This is a genomic window from Pseudomonas sp. YuFO20 (assembly GCF_035064975.1).
Classification (GTDB): Bacteria; Pseudomonadota; Gammaproteobacteria; order Pseudomonadales; family Pseudomonadaceae; genus Aquipseudomonas; species Aquipseudomonas putida_AE.
This window is the reverse complement of record NZ_JAXDEO010000052.1, coordinates 1-16595: the sequence shown is the minus strand read 5'-3', so window position 1 is coordinate 16595 and position 16595 is coordinate 1. Positions and strand designations below refer to the sequence as shown.

At 62.9% G+C, this 16595-nt stretch carries 14 protein-coding genes; 2 read left to right on the top strand and 12 right to left on the bottom strand.

Features of this window, described 5'->3' with window-relative positions:
* Positions 1-42: 42 nt before the first annotated feature.
* From SOP85_RS24490 to SOP85_RS24435, 12 genes are all read right to left on the bottom strand, one after another.
* Positions 43-837, bottom strand: coding sequence for a cyclase family protein (locus tag SOP85_RS24490; RefSeq protein WP_274077832.1), 795 nt, complete (start codon positions 835-837; stop codon positions 43-45).
* Positions 815-1819 carry an NAD-dependent epimerase/dehydratase family protein gene (locus SOP85_RS24485; protein WP_323628497.1) on the bottom strand — a complete coding sequence of 335 codons (1005 nt, stop codon included), beginning with the start codon at positions 1817-1819 and terminating at the stop codon, positions 815-817. Before SOP85_RS24485 ends, SOP85_RS24490 begins: the two co-directional genes overlap by 23 nt.
* 10 nt (positions 1820-1829) lie before the next feature.
* Complete coding sequence (locus SOP85_RS24480; RefSeq protein ID WP_323628496.1) at positions 1830-2813, bottom strand: fumarylacetoacetate hydrolase family protein; 984 nt, start codon at positions 2811-2813, stop codon at positions 1830-1832.
* Positions 2810-3391: a cupin domain-containing protein gene (locus SOP85_RS24475; protein ID WP_323628495.1), complete on the bottom strand. Its 582-nt coding sequence runs from the start codon at positions 3389-3391 to the stop codon at positions 2810-2812. Before SOP85_RS24475 ends, SOP85_RS24480 begins: the two co-directional genes overlap by 4 nt.
* A 13-nt stretch (positions 3392-3404) precedes the next feature.
* Positions 3405-4655, bottom strand: a complete 1251-nt coding sequence (locus SOP85_RS24470; RefSeq protein ID WP_323628494.1) for an MFS transporter — start codon at positions 4653-4655, stop codon at positions 3405-3407.
* The gene (locus SOP85_RS24465; RefSeq protein ID WP_323628493.1) at positions 4645-7110 is read right to left on the bottom strand and encodes an efflux RND transporter permease subunit; all 2466 of its coding nucleotides are present in this window, start codon (positions 7108-7110) and stop codon (positions 4645-4647) included. Before SOP85_RS24465 ends, SOP85_RS24470 begins: the two co-directional genes overlap by 11 nt.
* 4 nt (positions 7111-7114) lie before the next feature.
* The gene (locus SOP85_RS24460; protein ID WP_323628492.1) at positions 7115-8221 is read right to left on the bottom strand and encodes a WD40/YVTN/BNR-like repeat-containing protein; all 1107 of its coding nucleotides are present in this window, start codon (positions 8219-8221) and stop codon (positions 7115-7117) included.
* 61 nt (positions 8222-8282) lie between these two features.
* Positions 8283-9671: a DUF1329 domain-containing protein gene (locus SOP85_RS24455; RefSeq protein ID WP_323628491.1), complete on the bottom strand. Its 1389-nt coding sequence runs from the start codon at positions 9669-9671 to the stop codon at positions 8283-8285.
* 12 nt (positions 9672-9683) lie between these two features.
* Positions 9684-11381, bottom strand: a complete 1698-nt coding sequence (locus SOP85_RS24450; protein WP_323628489.1) for a DUF1302 domain-containing protein — start codon at positions 11379-11381, stop codon at positions 9684-9686.
* Positions 11382-11426: 45 nt separating this feature from the next.
* Positions 11427-12551: an FAD-dependent oxidoreductase gene (locus SOP85_RS24445; RefSeq protein WP_323628488.1), complete on the bottom strand. Its 1125-nt coding sequence runs from the start codon at positions 12549-12551 to the stop codon at positions 11427-11429.
* 87 nt (positions 12552-12638) lie between these two features.
* A complete protein-coding gene (locus SOP85_RS24440; protein ID WP_323628487.1) occupies positions 12639-13049 on the bottom strand; it encodes a Rieske (2Fe-2S) protein in 411 nt (136 codons plus the stop codon).
* Positions 13050-13064: 15 nt separating this feature from the next.
* The gene (locus SOP85_RS24435; RefSeq protein ID WP_323628485.1) at positions 13065-14003 is read right to left on the bottom strand and encodes a VOC family protein; all 939 of its coding nucleotides are present in this window, start codon (positions 14001-14003) and stop codon (positions 13065-13067) included.
* Between the two features lie 269 nt (positions 14004-14272).
* Between SOP85_RS24435 and SOP85_RS24430 the strand changes: the two genes are divergently transcribed.
* Together SOP85_RS24430 and SOP85_RS24425 are read left to right on the top strand one after the other, a co-directional pair.
* Positions 14273-15235, top strand: coding sequence for a LysR family transcriptional regulator (locus tag SOP85_RS24430; protein ID WP_274077844.1), 963 nt, complete (start codon positions 14273-14275; stop codon positions 15233-15235).
* Between the two features lie 58 nt (positions 15236-15293).
* Positions 15294-16451: an alpha/beta hydrolase family protein gene (locus SOP85_RS24425; RefSeq protein ID WP_274077845.1), complete on the top strand. Its 1158-nt coding sequence runs from the start codon at positions 15294-15296 to the stop codon at positions 16449-16451.
* Positions 16452-16595: the final 144 nt, after the last annotated feature.

Sequence of the window (16595 nt, the reverse complement as noted above, 5' to 3'; positions counted from 1 at the left end):
TTCTCTCTTATTGTGTTGATCGAGGAGGGTTTCCAGCGCGGCTTACTCTTCGAAGATCGCCACCGCGCGAACAAACCCCGCCGAAGCATGCTTGATCTTGTAGGGGAAACACGACACCAGAAATCCACTGGCCGGCAAGGATTCCAGGTTGGCGAGCTTTTCCATTTGCCCATAACCGATATCGCGCCCGGCCTTGTGCCCTTCCCAGATGATCGAGGCATCGCCATCGGCGGCAAAACGCTCGCGGGTGTACTTGAAGGGGGCGTCCCAGCTCCAGGCATCGGTACCGACCACCCGTACCCCACGCTCCAGCAGGTACATCGTGGCTTCACGGCCGATGCCGACGCCGGCATCCAGATACCCCGGCTGGCCGAACAACGCGCCGGCACGGGTGTTGATCAGCACGATATCCAGCGGCCGCAACACGTGGCCGATACGCGCCAGCTCCGCTTCGATCTCGTCGGCGGTCACCACATGACCGTCCGCCATGTGCCGAAAGTCCAGCTTCACCCCCGGTTGCAGGCACCAATCCAGCGGCAACTCATCGATGCCAAAGGCCGGCTGACCGCCATCGGTGGTCGAGGCGTAATGCCAGGGCGCGTCCATGTGCGTGCCGCTGTGGGTGGTGATGTGCAGTCGTTCGGCGGCCCAGGATTCATTGCCCGGCATCTGTTCGAGCTGCAAGCCGGGGAACATCGCCGCCATTTCCGGCCAGCCTTGCTGGTGATCCATGTAATCGATCTTCGGCAGCAACGGTGGCGGATCGGTGTAGGGGTTGTTGTCGAGGGTGACCGAGAGGTCCACGAGACGACGTTTAGGCTTGGTTGGCTGTGACATGAAAGGTCTCTCCGGTCAGCGGCAGGTGTCGGGGGGCCGCGGGGTTAAGGGCATTGCGCACCAGCGCGGCAGCATTGCGGTCATGGCTGAAACCGGCGGCACGGGCTTGTGGGGTTTTCAGGGAGGGCATGCGCCCGAACAAGGCTTCCAGCCCGGCGTCGGGGGAAAAACTGATCAGCCTGCGGCGCTCCTGTCCATAACGCTCGGCCAGTGCGTCGATCACCTGGGCGATGGACAACTGCAACACCGGCAATTGCCAGACCCGCTGAGCCCCGAGCACGGCGCCATCGAGCTCGGCCGCGTGGATCAGGTTGTTCACACAGCAGCGCGCCGACATCCACCAGGCCGTCGCCTCTGGCGAGACCGGGCATTGATAGGCTTCACCCTCGGCAAACGCGCGCATCAGGTCGCTCATGAACGCCGACCGCAAGCCATTGGGCTCACGGGGCCGGGCGACGATGCCCGGCAGGCGCAACGCACGACCGTCGACATCGCCGCGCCGGGCCAGGTCGCTCACGGCGCTTTCGACCATGGCCTTGTGCGTGCCATAGGACAATTGCGGGCGCAGCTCGGCGGCCTCGCTCATGCGTTCCGGCAGATGACCGCCGTACACCGCGACGCTGCTGGCGTACACCAGGACCGGTGGCTGGCTTTTGTTGCGCAGTTGGTTGAGCAGTTCCAGGCTGGCCAGCAGGTTGACCTGATAGCCCAGTTCGTACTGCTCTTCAGCCGCGCCTCCGGGAATGCTGACCAGATGGAATACCACGTCGATGCCGTCGGCCAACACCCGGCGCATCAACGCCGGATCGGTCACGCTGCCGAAATGACGGCGCAGACGGGCGTCATCCGGCAAACCCTGCAAGTCCCTGTCCAGCACCAACAACGAACCAATGTGCTGGCCGCGCAAACTGCCCCGCGCCAGCAGGCAACGCACCAGCTCTCGTCCGACAAAACCATTGGCTCCGGTAATCAACACTCGCATAGAGCGCCCCTCAGCCCTGGGCCTGAACGACACGTTGATCGATCGCGCCGAACAACGACTGGCCATCGTTATCCAGCACGTCCATGTGCACGCGGTCGCCAAAGCGCATGAAGCCGGTTTGCGCGGCGCCCTGCTCGATCATCTCGATGGCGCGACGCTCGGCGATGCAGGCCGACCCGGCACTGCGTTCGGCATTCGACACGGTGCCGGAACCGATGAGGGTGCCAGCGCCCAACCGGCGAGTCAGCGCGGCATGGGCGATCAACTGGCCAAAGTTGAAATTCATCTGTCCACCGTGGGGCTGACCGAACCATTGGCCATTCCAGTGCACCTGCAACGGCAGGTGCACGCGACCGTCGCGCCAGGCGTCACCCAATTCGTCCGGGGTAATGGCCAGCGGGGCGAAGCTGGACGAGGGTTTGGCCTGGAGGAACCCGAAGCCCGTGCGCATTTCCCGTGGAGCCAGGGCGCGCAAGCTGACGTCGTTGATTTGCAGGATCAGCTTGATGTGCTGCAGCGCCTGTTGCGCGTCGCAGCCCATCGGCACCTCATCCACCAGCACGACGAATTCGCCTTCGAAGTCGATGCCCTGGCTCTCGCTCGGCAACGCGATGTCGTCGCGCGGGCCGATGAAATCGTCACCGGCGCCCTGGTACATCAACGGTGTGTGTTCGACGCCGTCGATGGGGTCGAGGTTGAACGCTTTCTGCATCAGCGCACCGTGGCTGAGGAAAGCGGAGCCGTCGCACCACTGATAGGCGCGGGGCAACGGCGCCATGGCCTGGGCGGGATCGAATGCGAAAGCGTCTGCCGCTGTGCCCGCATTCAACTCACTCGACAGCGCCTGCAAGCGCGGCTCGACGCTGCTCCAGTTCTCGATGGCCTGCTGCAAGGTCGGCGCCACGGAACTGGCGTCCAGTGCCCAGGCGAGATCCCGCGAGACCACGACGAGCTGTCCATCACGACTGGCGTTTTTCAGGGTGGCGAGTTTCATGCGGATGCTCCTTGGGCAAGGCTCAACTCAGCCGCGAAGCGTCCGTCGAGCAGGATGAAGACCATGCGCGCCATCGCTTCGGTGCGGTTGCTCCAGGCATGGTTGGTGCCGCGTTGCACCACGACGTCGCCGCGCTTGAGGTGCACTTCTTCCTCGTCCAGTACCAGCCACACTTCACCCTCGGTGACGATGCCGTAGTCGAGGGTTTCGGTGCGGTGCATCAACTTGTGCCGGGAGTCGGCTTTGCCCGTGCCAGCGTGGGATTGGCCAATTTCGGCGAACACTGCCGCGGCACTTTCAGCGCTGACCTGGTTCTGCACGCTGTCCGGTGGAATATCCACCACCCGAATCACGCTACCCAGGGGGCCGGGGCTCAGTTGCAGGGGTTTGCTGCTGGGATCACTGGCGTTGTCGAGCAACGCCGGGCTGGTGCTGCTGTTCCACAGTTCATGAAACACCGTGCCCGGTACCGACGTCAGCGGGAACACGTTCGGCGTCGGCCCGTTGCTGGCGACGATGGCCTGGCCATGTTCATCGTGCCCGGTGACCACTCGTTTGAATTCAGGAAGCGTTTGCATGGGAAATCCTCGTTCACTTTCCGTCGCCGGTGGTGGTGCCACCGACAACAACATTCGCGTGGGGCAACAGGCCACCGAGCCGAGGTACGGCCAGGCAGAACACCGCCACCAACAGTTGCAGGCCACCGACAATGGCCAACGCATGGGGTAGCGCAGTGACGACGCCACCGGTCACTCCGAGCACCACCAGGGGGCTGATGAATTCGCCGGCGAAGATGGCCGCGGTAAAACACCCGGCCGCCCGCCCGCGTTGATGAAAATTGACTTGCGCCATGATCCAGGTGATCAACGTCGGCAGCATCAGGCCAATGCCCAGGCCATTGATGGTCACGGCGACCACGACCTGCACATGGGTCAAGGCGTCCGCCATCAGCAACCCGCCGCTGCCCGCCAGCACGTAGGCGATCAGCAGCATGTGCTGCCCACGCATCCCGCTGAACAGGCGAAAACTCAACGCGCCAATGAGCACGCCCAGTTGATTGGCGCCCATGGTCATGCCGATCTGTTGCGGGGCATCCACGTGCAGCAGGTTGAGCAGGTATCCGGCCTGCACCGGTACGATAAACAGGCTCAAACCCGCCAACAGCGACAGCCCATACAGGGGCGTGAGCGCGCGCCACGGAAACTGGCCGGCGGGCAGCGGCTGGGTGGTTGGTCCGGGTTGCGCAGCGGCCTGTGGCTCCCACAGTTTCCAGGCCATCAGCGGCAGGAAAACCAGGCCCACGGCGTACAGCGCAAAGGGCGTGCGCCAGTCGTTTTGCCCGAGGAAGCCACCCAGCGCGATAAACACCGCCGCCGACAACGAGGTGGCGACCATCTGCAAGGCAAACAGGCGCTCACGCCGGGCGCCGCTGTAGTAGTCGCCCATCAGCGTGGTGCAGCAGGTCATGATGCCCGCCTCGGCCAGACCGATGCCCGCACGGCTGAGCACGATCGCCGGCAGCGAGTCGAGCCACAGCGGCAGCACGCCGCAGAGCACGTACAGCGACATGCTGGCCAGCAGCAACGGCTTGCGCCCCAGGCGATCGGCGATCAGCCCGGCGAACGGCGCCAGCAGGGCAATCACCAAGGCCGGCAAGGTCAACACCACAGGCACCAGTACGCTGCTGCCGGGCACGTCGGCGAAATGCGCCTGCATCCGCGGCAGTACCGGGGCCAGCAGTACCGCGCCCAGCACCGGCAGACAACTGCCCAGCAGCAACAACAGCGATTGCACCCATCCGGCCTTTCGGGTGGAGTTTTCTACAAAGGCGTTAGCGACCATGGCACTGCTCCTTGATGCGCAGGTGTGGAACGTTGGCTAGCACCGCCGTCTCGGAACCCGCGCCATTACGCACCGTCACTGGCCCCTGCGCCTCGCTACGCGCGGGCAACAGGAAGTACGCCAGCGCAGGCAGCAATACCAAGGCGCCAACCATGTTCCAGACGAACATGAAGGCCAGCAGCACGCCCATGTCGGCCTGGAACTTGATCGGTGAAAACGTCCAGGTCGCGACACCGATGGCCAGGGTGATACCGGTCAGCATCACCACCTTGCCGGTGGACACCAGGGCGCGGTAATAGGCTTCGGACAGGCTCGCCCCTTGGCGCAGATGGCCGAGGAGAATGCTCATCACGTACAGCGCATAGTCGACACCGATGCCCACGCCCAGGGCGATCACCGGCAGCGTGGCGACTTTCACGCCGATGTTCAGCCAGACCATCAAGGCTTCGCAGAGGATGGACGTCAGCATTAACGGAATCACCGCGCACAGCGTGGCGCGCCACGAGCGGAAGGTGATCAGGCACAGCAGAATCACAGCGCCATACACCCAGATCAGCATCTCGCGGTTGGCTTGTTTGACGACGATATTGGTCGCCGCCTCGATGCCGGCGTTACCCGCGGCCAGGAGAAATTGCACCTCGTCGGTATTATTCGCCGCGGCGAATTTTTCCACGTGCTCGACCAGGCGGGTCAGCGTCTCGGCCTTGTGGTCGGTGAGGTAGGCGTACAGGGTCAGCAGGCTGCAGTCTTCGTTGTACAAGCCGCGCGGTGCACTGGCGGTGATCATGTTGAGCATCGCCTGGTTGTTCTGCAGCTCGTACCACTTGGGATTGCCTTCACTGAGGCCGACCAGCATGCGCCGGTTGAGCAACGCCAGCGAGTTGGTCGAGTCCACCCCCGGCAAGGCGCGCAGCTGCCAGTCCAGGGCATCGACCTTGGCCAGGATGTCATAGCGCGCACAGCTGCTGGCCGGGGTTTTCACCATCACCGCGAACAGGTCGCTGCTGGCGCCGTAATGACGGGTCAGGTAGGCATCGTCCTGGTTGTAGCGCGAGTCCGCACGCAGCTCCGGCGCACCGGCGTCGAGGTCGCCGATTTTCAGTTGCAGGCTGACCACAAAACCGAGCGCCGCCAGCGCCAGGCTGATGGCGATGCACAGGCTGGCCCAGCGACGATGGGTGAACAGGTCGAGAAAACGCCAGAAGGCATGGCGCGTCTGACCGCTTTGTTCGGCCTGTTCGCTCTTCAGGCTCAGTTGCGCCGCACGCGGTGTCACACCGACATAGGAGAGCAACACCGGCAGCAGGATCAGGTTGGTGAAGATCAACACTGCCACGCCGATGCTGGCGATCACCGCGAGGTCTTGAATGACCTGGATCTTGATCAGCATCAGCACGGCAAAACCCACGGCATCACACAGCAGCGCCGTGAGGCCGGCGAGGAACAGCCGGCGGAAAGTGAATCGCGCCGCCACCACCCGGTGCATGCCCCGGCCGATGTCCTGCATGATGCCGTTCATTTTCTGCGCGCCGTGGCTCATGCCGATGGCAAACACCAGGAACGGCACCAGCACCGAGTACGGGTCCAGTTGGTAGTCCAGCAAGGGCAGCAAACCGAGCTGCCAGACCACCGCCACCAGCGAGCACAGCACCACCAGCACGGTGCTGCGCAGGCAGCGGGTGTACCAGAACAGCACGGCGGTGGTGATCAGGATCGCGACGGCAAAGAACAGCAGGATCTGCTTCAGGCCGGCAATCAGGTCGCCGACTTTTTTCGCGAAACCGGTGATGTGAATGTCGATGTTGGCGTTTTGATAAGTGCTGCGCAGGGTCTCCAGCTGTTCAGAAAGCACCGCGTAATCCAGCGGCTTGCCGTCGGTGGTGGCGGCCAGCAACGGCACGTAGATGATGCTCGAGGTCTGGTCGAACGCCACCAGTTGCCCGAGTTCATTGGAGCGCTGCACATTGCGCCGCAGTGCTTCGAGGTTGGCGGCGCTGCCGCTGTAGTCATCCGGAATTACCGGGCCGCCGTCGAGGCCGTCTTCGGTCACGGCGACCCAGCGGGTGGCCGGAGTCCACAGCGACTTCATGTACGCGCGGTCGACGCCTGGCAGCAGGTAGAGTTGGTCGCTCAGGGCCTGCAGGGTCTTCAGGTACTCGGCGTCATAGATATCGCCGTGACGGTTGGCGACCACGATGCGCAAGGCATTGCCCAGGCCGGTGAGCTGTTTCTGGTGCTCAAGGTAGTTGGCAATGTACGGTTGCTGCGTGGGGATCATCTTTTCAAAGCTGGCGTTGAGCTCGATACGGGTGGCTTGATAGCCGAGCACCAGGGTGGTCAGCACACACACCAACAGCACCCACAGGCGGTGGTTGAACAGCGTGCGTTCCACCACCGAACCGGAGCGCGGATCGAAATTCGCCAGGCTGGCCGTGGCGTTGTCGAAAGACTTCATAACCTCACTCCGAAGCGGTAGCGATTGACGGCGAGATGCGCGTCAACCCGGTGAAACCCGCCAGCGTCAGGCTGCCGTCGGCGGCCTGGACAACACTGGCAACGGGCTTGTCGAGCGGTTTGCCATAGGGCTTGAGCAATGCGCCGGGCTGGCTGTTGGTACGAAACAGGGCGCCGCTCTGGTTGACCAGCAGCAACTGGCCGTCATCGGTGCGGATCGCATCGCTGAACGACACCGGCATCGACACCGGCGCGGGTTGGAAGCTCTCGCCCAGGTCGCTGGAGGCAAACGCGTTGCCCTTCAAGCCAGCCACCAGCAGCACACCGTCATCGCGCATTTGCAGGGTGAAAAAACTCCCCGCGTAAGGGCTTTGCAGCTGGGTGAATGACTGGCCGGCATCGTTCGAGCGAGCGAGGTAACCCTGCTCGCCGGCCAGGAACCAGTGCGTTCCCTGTTGCGCGATGGCAGACAGGTGCGCGCCCATCGGGTTATCGATTTGCCCCATGACGGATTGCCAGGTGGTGCCGCCGTCGTCGGTGCGAAAGGCCAGGCCGTACGCTCCCACGATCAGGCCATGTCGGGCATCGACGAACTGCAGGGCGAGAAACGGCTTGTCGGCACCCTCGCCGGCCAGCCGTTCAGCCGTTTGTACCCGCGCAGCGGCGGCATCCTGGTCGCTGGCCGAAGGCAATTGCGCTTTGGCGGCGTCCAGCTCAAGTTGTGCCGCACGCAGGCCGTCCAGCTGCATGGTCCAGTGCTCGCCCCCGTCACGAGAGGCCAGCACGACACCGCCATGACCCACGGCCCAGCCTGTGTTGGCATCGACAAATTGCACCGACGTCAGGCTGACCGAAACCGGCACCTCGGCCTGCCGCCAACTCATGCCGTTGTCATCGGACAGCAGCACGATACCCCGCTCCCCCACCGCCACCAGCCGCGCACCCGCACGTGCCAGGTCCAGCAGCACCGCGGACTTGGCTTGCGGCGCCTGCATGGCCGGCGTAGAGAGCGCATCGCCCACCGCGGCGGCCTGCACCAGGCTCAACGGCAATGCCAGAGGCAGCGCCACAAGCCACATCAGTCGACCAACCACCTGACAGAATCTGTTCATACCAACCTCGAAAAACCGTTTGAAACCGGATCACGCCAGGCTAGCCGCGATCCGGTCTGACTCAGCGAACCCCGGCACCCGCCATCGCCGCCGGCGAGAACTCGGAGGCCCTGTAGCGATCCACCATGCCGTACTGCTCAGGCAGGCCGGTGTAGACGTTCTGGATGAACCAGGCGCCGGAGGTCAGGTCGTAGAAGCCCGAGGACAGTTGCGCTTGCGCAGGCAGATCCGGCATCACCGCCGGCAACGACCACAGGGTCTTGGCCAGTTGGCCGTTGGCGTCCCAGCGGTCGCCCAGCATGGCTTGCCAGGTGTCTTCATCGAGGTAGTAACGGCCCTTCGGCAACTGGTGACGCTTGCCCGGTGCCAGGTCGGCCTCGACCACCCAGACCCGGTGCAATTCCCAACGCACGTAATCGGGGTTCATGTGGTGGGGCAGGAACAGGTCTTCAGGTTTGGCGGCGGCTTGCACTTTGTTGGTGTTGTAGGGGATGTACATCTCCTGCTTGCCCACCAGCTTCCAGTTGAAGCGGTCCATGCGGCCCTGGAACACGCTCAATTCGTCGAACGACATCACCCCGGCGGTCGCCGGTGTCGGCGTATCGCAGCAGGCATTCGGCAGCTTGCGCACACGACGTTGCCCGGTCAGGTAGACGTGCGCCTGGGACAGGTCGCCGTTGATGTTGGTGCGGCCCATGATCTGCTCGCCGGCACGCAACGGTGGTCCGACGTTGAGCAGGCGGAACAGCCAGTAGTCACCGGCAAACGACTCAGGCGTGCCTTCCTTGTAGTAATACGGCATCTCCTGGATGGCCTGGCCGTCGGTGGTCATGACCTGCTTGCCATCGGCGGTCATCAGGTAGTGACGGAAATGCATCGACACCGAGGTGCCGCGCCAGTTGAGCACGTGGTTCCACATGGCTTCGGCACCGTTCTGCGGGATCGGGAACGGGATGCCGCCAAAGGCGCCTTCGGGCACGGGGCCGGCGCTGCTGTCGACCAGTTTGGCGCGGGTGGCGTTTTTCAGGGTGTTGTCATACACCCACTGCGGCGCGGCGGCGGTGCGCCGGGTCGGGTAGACGTCGATGCGATAGGAGTCCGGGAAACGCTTGAACATTTCCTTGGTGCCATCGCTGAGTTTGTCGGCGTATTGCGCGAGGTTTTTCGAGGTGATGCTGAACAGCGGCTTGTCCGCGGCGAACGGATCGGAACGCCTGCCGCCTTCCTTGTACGAAGGATCGACCTTGGTGTAGCCACCGTCCCAGGCCGGGATGGAGCCGTCGGCATTGCCGGCGCGCTCGGCGCCGAAAGGCGTGAGGTTTTTCGACAGTTTGGCGGCATCTTCCGCTGTCGCCGCCAGCGTCAGCTGGCTGCACAGAGCCAGGCTACCGAGCAGTGCAAAGCCCAGGGCCTTGAGGGTGAAGGCTGCGGTTTTCTTGTTGTGGGTCATGCGCAAGTCCTCTTAAAACGTGGTCTTGACGGAGAAAGCCAGGTAGTCCCGGTCTTTCAGCGATTGCTTGTAATTGAACTGGCTGGCGGCATTGAGGTTGGTGTCCTCGGCGCCGTAGTAATGCGTGTAGGTCAGGCCGGCGGTGACGCGATCCAGGTAGGTGGCGGTGATGCCGATGTTCATGTCGCCGCCGTTGTCCGGGCCGAAGGAGCTGACCACCGCCGATTTGCCCAGGGGGAAGTAGCTGAGGCCGACCGGGATACTGATGTCGATGCCGGAGAAGAACTGGCGGTAGGTCGGGGTGTAGACCACCTTGAAGCCGAGGCCGTCGTCGGTGGCATTGGGGTCGAGGGCGGCACGGTTTTTGGTGACGCTGAGCAGGCGGTTCCAGGCGATCTCGCCGACCAGTCCCGATTCCCTGGCCAGGAAGTTCGGCCCGAACGAAGCCAGCACGTTGAGGTTGACGTGGGCGGTACGGCCAACCGCGTAGAGGGCGTCGTCATCGTTGTCGGCGACCACGCCGGGCAGGACGGTCTGGCCGTTGGAAACCAGCGGCATGTTCCAGCGCATCGAGGCTTCACCGGCGAAGCTGTACTCATCGACGGTGGTGGAGAAACTGGCACCAAAGGCGCGAATGTCTTCCGGGTACACCCAGTAGTACTCGCCGATCTGGCCGGTACTGAAGTTCGGTGTGCCGGTGGACGGCTTGAGGTACAGCTTGGGGGTCTTGTCGTGGTACTGGATCGCGTACAGGCCGTACTCGACCGTTTCCGCGCTGTACTTCAACTGCAGGCCGCCCTGCCCCGAACTTTTCGCTTCCTTGTCATTGCCATGGAAGAACGCCGCCGGGCTGGCGGGATTGCCACCGAGGAACGGAGGAAACGGCGCACCCACGATCAGGCGTTCGTTGCCTTCACCAATGGTGTCGCTGGTGGAGAAGTAACTGCCGGCACCGGGCAGGCGGGTCTCTTCCCATTCCAGCTGGTAGAAGGCACCGAGCGACACGTCGTCGGTCAGTTGGAAGGTGCCCGACAGCTGATTGACCGGGCGGGTGATTTCCTTGAACTGGGTGTTGGGTACCGACTGCGCTTTCACCACGTCGACCGGCGCCATGCCACCGGCAATACCGTTGGCCCCGAAAAACAGGCTCTCGCCCCAGATCAAGCCGTGGCGACCGGCACGCACGGACGTGGCGTGGTCGGCCAGCGCGCCGTTCCAGTACACGAACGCATCGAGCAATTCGCCTTTACCGCCATGCACATGGCGGGTGTCGTCGGTGAACTCGTCGTAGGCCACGGAACGGGCGTTGGCCCGTGCCGGGTCGTCGTTATCGTTGTCCTGCTGGTATTCGGTGTCGTACCAGGCGGCGCCACTGAGGCGCGCGCCGACGTCCTTGAACGACATGTCCAGCTCGGACAGGATGTCCGTGCGGTTGGAGATCAGGCCCTTCTTGAAGGCCCGGTCGCCGTCGTCCTGGTTGAGAGCCACCTGGCCCTCGGTCAGTTTGCTGCTGGGATTCTGCGTGCGCCAGGCGGCGCTGTACTTCACGGTGTTATCCCAGCGCAGGTTGAAATCCGGATTGCCGGTATCCACCGAAAAGGCATGGGCCGCCTGGCTGCACAGCACCAACGCCGCGGCCAGGGTGAAACCAAAGGGTGCAGAGGTGCTGACCGGGCGGCGCGCAAGCGTCGCAGTCGTGGAACTAACCATCGCGTTAACCTCTTGTTTTTATAGTGGTAACTGCTGTGGGGTGAATCAGATGGGCTCGGCCGTCAGCGCGAGCATCTGCTTGACCAGGCCGATGCGGTCGAACTCACGGTCGTGCTGCATTTCCTTGTCGCCGGCCAGCACCGAGCTTTCGCTGATGAACTTGCAGCGCTCGAAACGGCGCGCCATGAAGCGCTGCAGCTGTTGCTCGACGCTGCCGTCGCGGGTCAGTTCTTCGCTGAGCACGATGGCATCTTCAATCGCCATGCCGGCGCCCTGGCCGAGGTGCGGCGTGGTCGCGTGGGCGGCGTCGCCGATCAGCAGGACGCGGCCGCGGTACCAGGACTCGTCGACGAAGACCACTTCCATCGGCTTGTAGACCACCTGGCTGCTGTCGGTGATTTGCTCACGCAGTTCGCCGATGAGGCCGGTGAAACCCTGCAAACGCTGGCGCATCTGCTCGGCCAGCGTCGCCGGGTCCATCCATGGGTTGGACGGTTCGTGGGACGTGAGGAACAGGTACATCAGGTCACCGGCCAGCGGCACCAGGCCGGCGTTGCCTTCGGCACTCTGGTAGTTGGCGAGGTGATCGATCTGCGGGTCACGCGGGAAGTTGTAGCGCCACACCGACTGGCCGGTGAAACGCGGGGTGTAGGTGTCGCCGAAGATCAAGTCGCGAACCCTGGAGAACAGACCGTCGGCGCCGACCACCAGGTCGTACACAGCGCCAGTGCCATCGGTGAACAGCACATCGACGCTGTCGCCTGTGTCCTTCAAGGATTCCACGCTGAGACCCAGGCGTACCTGCGCGCCCAGTTCCAGCGCCGTTTCGCTGAGGACCTTGTGCAGCGCCAGGCGTGAAATGCCGACGTTGGCCGGGTACGCAGGCCCCGCCAGTCGTTGACCCGGGATGCGCGCCAGTTGCTGGCCGGCCGGGCCATAGATGGCGACGTCTTCAAAGGCATACGCCGCATCGAGATACCCATCCAGCACACCCAGCTTGGCCATCTCGCGGACCACGTTGCTTTGCTGGATGATCCCGACGCCGTACACCGTCCACTCTGACTTGAGCTCGATCAGATCGACCTCAATGCCCTTGCGCCGCAGTGCGATGGCCGCGCACAAACCACCAATGCCACCGCCCACGATCAGAACTTTGTTCACTGCACTCATGGTTTTCTCACTTGTTATTCTTGTGATTCGATGCAGCGTCGGGCACTGCGTCGTTGGGTCCAGCTTCCCGGCAAAGCAGGGATTTGACTAATCGCGAGTAGGGATGCGATGTATCTGCAAACGCGATACCTCAAAACGGGGAGACGCGCTTTCAATGCCGGGCATTTGCAGCACCAGCCAGCCCTCCTCCACCCGCCACGCCAGCGCCTCCAGCTTCTGGCCCAGACAGGGGCCGTAGACGCATTCGCCGGTACTCGGCAGAAACTGCGCACCGTGGGCGTAACAGACGATCAACTGGCCGTCGGCGGATAAAAAACGGTCCTTGCGGTACTCCAGGCGTACGTCCAGATGCGGGCAACTGTTGCGATAAATCCGCACCTGGCCGTCGTGCACCAAGGCAAAGACACTGTCTTTACCGCGCTGCAATGGATCGAATCCGCGCGCCTGCCCTTCCACCAGTTCGTCCATCAGGCACAGGTAAAAATCCCGTTGGCTCATGGCAGACACCCGTGTTCAACCCTGTTTGGGTGGCGGGCCGCCGGGTGCCCATTTCGCCTTCGAATTGAACAGGAACAGCTGCGAGTTATCCGCCGACAACGGCGCGCGCCGGGCCTCCCAGGCGTCATCGTGTTTGTCCATGTCGGCGTCGTATTCAATGTGGCAACCCAGTGGACTGTTGAAGTACCAGAACCAGTTGGAGCCAAAGAGGTGACGGCCCGGGCCCCAGAAACTGGTCCAGCCTTTTTGCTCGAAACGCGTACCGGCCAACAGCACTTCGGTGCCACTGCCCATGTGAAAGGTGAAATGCTCGCAGCCCTTCATGTGCGGCGGGGTCTGGATCATGAACAGGCAATGGTGATCATCGGAACCTGCGGGGCGCATGAACGGCCCGGCGCCGATGAAGGTGTCGGTGGTCCGAAAGCCCAGGCGCTCGGCGTAGAACGCTTCGGCCTTGGCCGCGTCGGGGACGAAATACACCACGTGGGACAAGGTGCGGGGCACCGCGCTCATGTCGAGGGTGATGCCAGGCTGGTTCAGCGGGCGCTGCGGCGCATGGCCGGCGGCGTTGGTCAGGTCGTCCGGGGCGTCGTACGCCTTGCGCACGGTGACCTGGAAAGCGATCGCGAAGCCCATGTCGTCGACGCTGTGCAGCACGCCGTTTTCCCGGGAGACCTGGCGGTCTCGCGCCAACTCGTCCTCGATGGCGTCGAGGTCCGCCACGCTGGCAACGCCGTAGACGGTTTCGCGAATCGATGGCGCCGGGCCGATGGCCGCTGGCAGGGTCGGATCGTCCGCACGGCGTATGATCACGGCCGTGCCGTCCAGTGCTTCAAAACGCCCGCCAGCGCTGTCGACGTCAACCGGCGCAAGGCCGTAGTCACGCAGGCAATCGGTACAGGCTTGGATGTCATCGACGCCAAAGATCAGGGCATCAAGGCCAATGATGTTCATGGCTTACCACTCCATTGAAATTATGATCCGGAGACTGCTCGACCAGGCCGTTCAGCTGCGCATGGAATCCGGTGGTGGTGTCGGCCAGAGGTCCGACTGCGGCGAAGATTGACGTGCGGTTTGGCAGCTGACTAATCGCGAGTGGGGATGCGACCTATCGGCAAACGCGATACCTGAAGGCGCAGGATGAAGGCGTGAAGACGGGGTTGACGGGACGATCAATTCACCGGAATGTATCGTGAAAATAAATACAACAGCGGACATGCCTGATGCGTTTCAACCACCTGGATCTCAATCTGCTGGTGGCACTCGATGTATTGCTCGAAGAGCAGAACATCACCCGTGCCGCCGAACGCCTGCACATGACGCAGTCCGCAACCAGTGGCGTGCTCGGGCGTCTGCGCAGCTATTTCGAAGACGAACTGCTGGTGCAGGTGGGGCGCAAGATGCAGCCCACGCCCTACGCCCAGGAGCTGGCCAAACCGATCCGCGAAGTGCTGCTGACGATTCAATCCTCGATCACCGCCAAGCCGGTGTTCGACCCCACCACCAGCAAGCGCCACTTCCGCCTGGTGACCTCGGATTACCTGATCAGCGTGCTGTTTGCCCAGGTGATCCAGAAGATCCATCAGGAAGCGCCGAACATCACGTTCGAGATGCTCGGCCCCGGCGACAACTCCGGCGAGTTGCTGATTCGCGGCGAGGTCGACCTGATGATCGTGCCTGAGCGCTACATCATCGACGGCCATCCCCACAAGCTGCTGTTCGAGGAAGAACACGTCTGCGTGGTGTGGGCTGGCAATACCCAGGTCGGCGACAGCCTGACCCTTGAGCAGTACATGGACATGGGCCACGTTTCCGTCGGTTTTGGTCGCACCCGGCACTTGAGCATCGAAGAGTGGTTCATGAACCAGTACGGCTTCAACCGCCGCATCGAAGTGATCACCAACGACTTCAACACCCTGCCGCAACTGGTCGTCGGCACCCAACGCATCGCCACCATGCACCAGCGCCTGGCGCGGTTGTATGCCCAGCACCTGCCGCTGCGCATCCTCAATCCGCCGGTGAAGATTCCGGTCATGCGCGAAGTCATGCTCTGGCACCGCAGCGTGGACGGTGACCCGATGCACCGCTGGCTGCGCGAGCGCATCAGCGAATTCATCCAGCACCTGGAACAGGATCCTATCGCCGCTCGCGATACCTCGCATCCCGAGTCACGATTGGTCAATTAGCCGGGCCGTCCTTAACGTGCCTTGAACGCTCAAGGCAACCACAAGGACAACAACAATCATGTTCCGTTATTTCCCGACCAATTACGTGTGGAATCTCTCAGTCAACCTGGCCATCGAGATGGGCGCCCGCATCGGCGAAATCGAAGAGATGTGCGCGCCACTGCAGGAAGCCGCCCAGCAGCCCGACGCCGCTGGCACCAAGGCGTTTCGCGAAACCTGGGCAAAGATGGCCGACAAGCTCTGCGGCCTGGCCGAGGAAGACGAAGGCAATGGCCGGCTGCTGTCCGCCGGTGAAAAGTACAACCGGGCCGCCACCTATTACCTGACCTGCGAGCGCTTGCAGGCCCATGGCGCGCCGGGCCGTACCGAGTTGTACCAGCGTTTTTTGCAGACTTTCAAGCGCGGTATCGAACTGTCGCGGGAGAACTGCGAGCGCGTTGAAATCCCCTACGAGGGCAAACATATTTCCGGCTTGCTGGTGCGTGCCGAAGGTGTGAGCGGCCCGGCGCCGATCCTGGTGCAGGTCAACGGACTGGATTCGACCAAGGAAATGAAATACCGCGTCGGTCTGCCGGCCTGGCTGGCAAAACGCGGCGTCTCGTCGTTGATCATCGACCAGCCCGGCACCGGTGAAGCACTGCGCCTGCACAACCTGATTGCGCGCTACGACAGCGAGCACTGGGCCAGCCGCGTGGTCGACTGGCTGGAAACCCGCAGCGACGTGGATGCCAAGCGTATCGGCCTTGAGGGTGTCTCCCTCGGCGGTTATTACTGCCCGCGCGCCGTGGCCTTCGAGCCACGGTTTGCCTGCGGTGTGGTGTGGGGCGCGAACCATGACTGGCGCGATGTGCAAAAGCGTCGCCTGGAAAAAGAAGGCAGCTTCCCGGTACCGCACTATTGGGCGCACGTGCAGTGGGTGTGGGGTGCAAAAGACATGGAGGAGTTCATGGCCATCGCCGAGAACGTCCATCTGGACGGCGTGCTGGACCGGATCAAGGTGCCGTTCCTGGTGACCCACGGTGAAAAGGATTCGCAGATCCCGCTGAAGTGGGCACAGCGTACTTACGAGCAACTGGTCAACAGCCCCAAACGTGAACTGAAGATCTTTACCGAACGCGAAGGTGGTGTGCAGCATTCGAGTTTTGACAACAGTATCAACGCGGGTCAGTACATCGCCGACTGGGTTACCGAAAACCTGGGTGGCCATACGGCTTGACCGGCCCCGTCTGACTTGCCGCGATGGCGGCATAACGGCCACCACCGAATCGCCAGCAAGCCGGCTCCTACGGATTTGTGTCGTACCCAACAATCCGCATGCAGCCCAAAACCTGTAGGAGCTGGCTTGCCAGCGATGGCGGCA

Excerpts from the sequence above, each read along its gene's own strand:
- SOP85_RS24425 (WP_274077845.1), top strand. The coding sequence starts at position 15,294 with ATGTTCCGTTATTTCCCGACCAATTACGTGTGGAATCTCTCAGTCAAC.
- SOP85_RS24435 (WP_323628485.1), bottom strand. The coding sequence starts at position 14,003 with ATGAACATCATTGGCCTTGATGCCCTGATCTTTGGCGTCGATGACATC.
- SOP85_RS24490 (WP_274077832.1), bottom strand. The coding sequence starts at position 837 with ATGTCACAGCCAACCAAGCCTAAACGTCGTCTCGTGGACCTCTCGGTC.
- SOP85_RS24450 (WP_323628489.1), bottom strand. The coding sequence starts at position 11,381 with ATGGTTAGTTCCACGACTGCGACGCTTGCGCGCCGCCCGGTCAGCACC.
- SOP85_RS24440 (WP_323628487.1), bottom strand. The coding sequence starts at position 13,049 with ATGAGCCAACGGGATTTTTACCTGTGCCTGATGGACGAACTGGTGGAA.
- SOP85_RS24430 (WP_274077844.1), top strand. The coding sequence starts at position 14,273 with ATGCGTTTCAACCACCTGGATCTCAATCTGCTGGTGGCACTCGATGTA.
- SOP85_RS24475 (WP_323628495.1), bottom strand. The coding sequence starts at position 3,391 with ATGCAAACGCTTCCTGAATTCAAACGAGTGGTCACCGGGCACGATGAA.
- SOP85_RS24460 (WP_323628492.1), bottom strand. The coding sequence starts at position 8,221 with ATGAACAGATTCTGTCAGGTGGTTGGTCGACTGATGTGGCTTGTGGCG.
- SOP85_RS24465 (WP_323628493.1), bottom strand. The coding sequence starts at position 7,110 with ATGAAGTCTTTCGACAACGCCACGGCCAGCCTGGCGAATTTCGATCCG.
- SOP85_RS24445 (WP_323628488.1), bottom strand. The coding sequence starts at position 12,551 with ATGAGTGCAGTGAACAAAGTTCTGATCGTGGGCGGTGGCATTGGTGGT.
- SOP85_RS24485 (WP_323628497.1), bottom strand. The coding sequence starts at position 1,819 with ATGCGAGTGTTGATTACCGGAGCCAATGGTTTTGTCGGACGAGAGCTG.
- SOP85_RS24470 (WP_323628494.1), bottom strand. The coding sequence starts at position 4,655 with ATGGTCGCTAACGCCTTTGTAGAAAACTCCACCCGAAAGGCCGGATGG.
- SOP85_RS24455 (WP_323628491.1), bottom strand. The coding sequence starts at position 9,671 with ATGACCCACAACAAGAAAACCGCAGCCTTCACCCTCAAGGCCCTGGGC.
- SOP85_RS24480 (WP_323628496.1), bottom strand. The coding sequence starts at position 2,813 with ATGAAACTCGCCACCCTGAAAAACGCCAGTCGTGATGGACAGCTCGTC.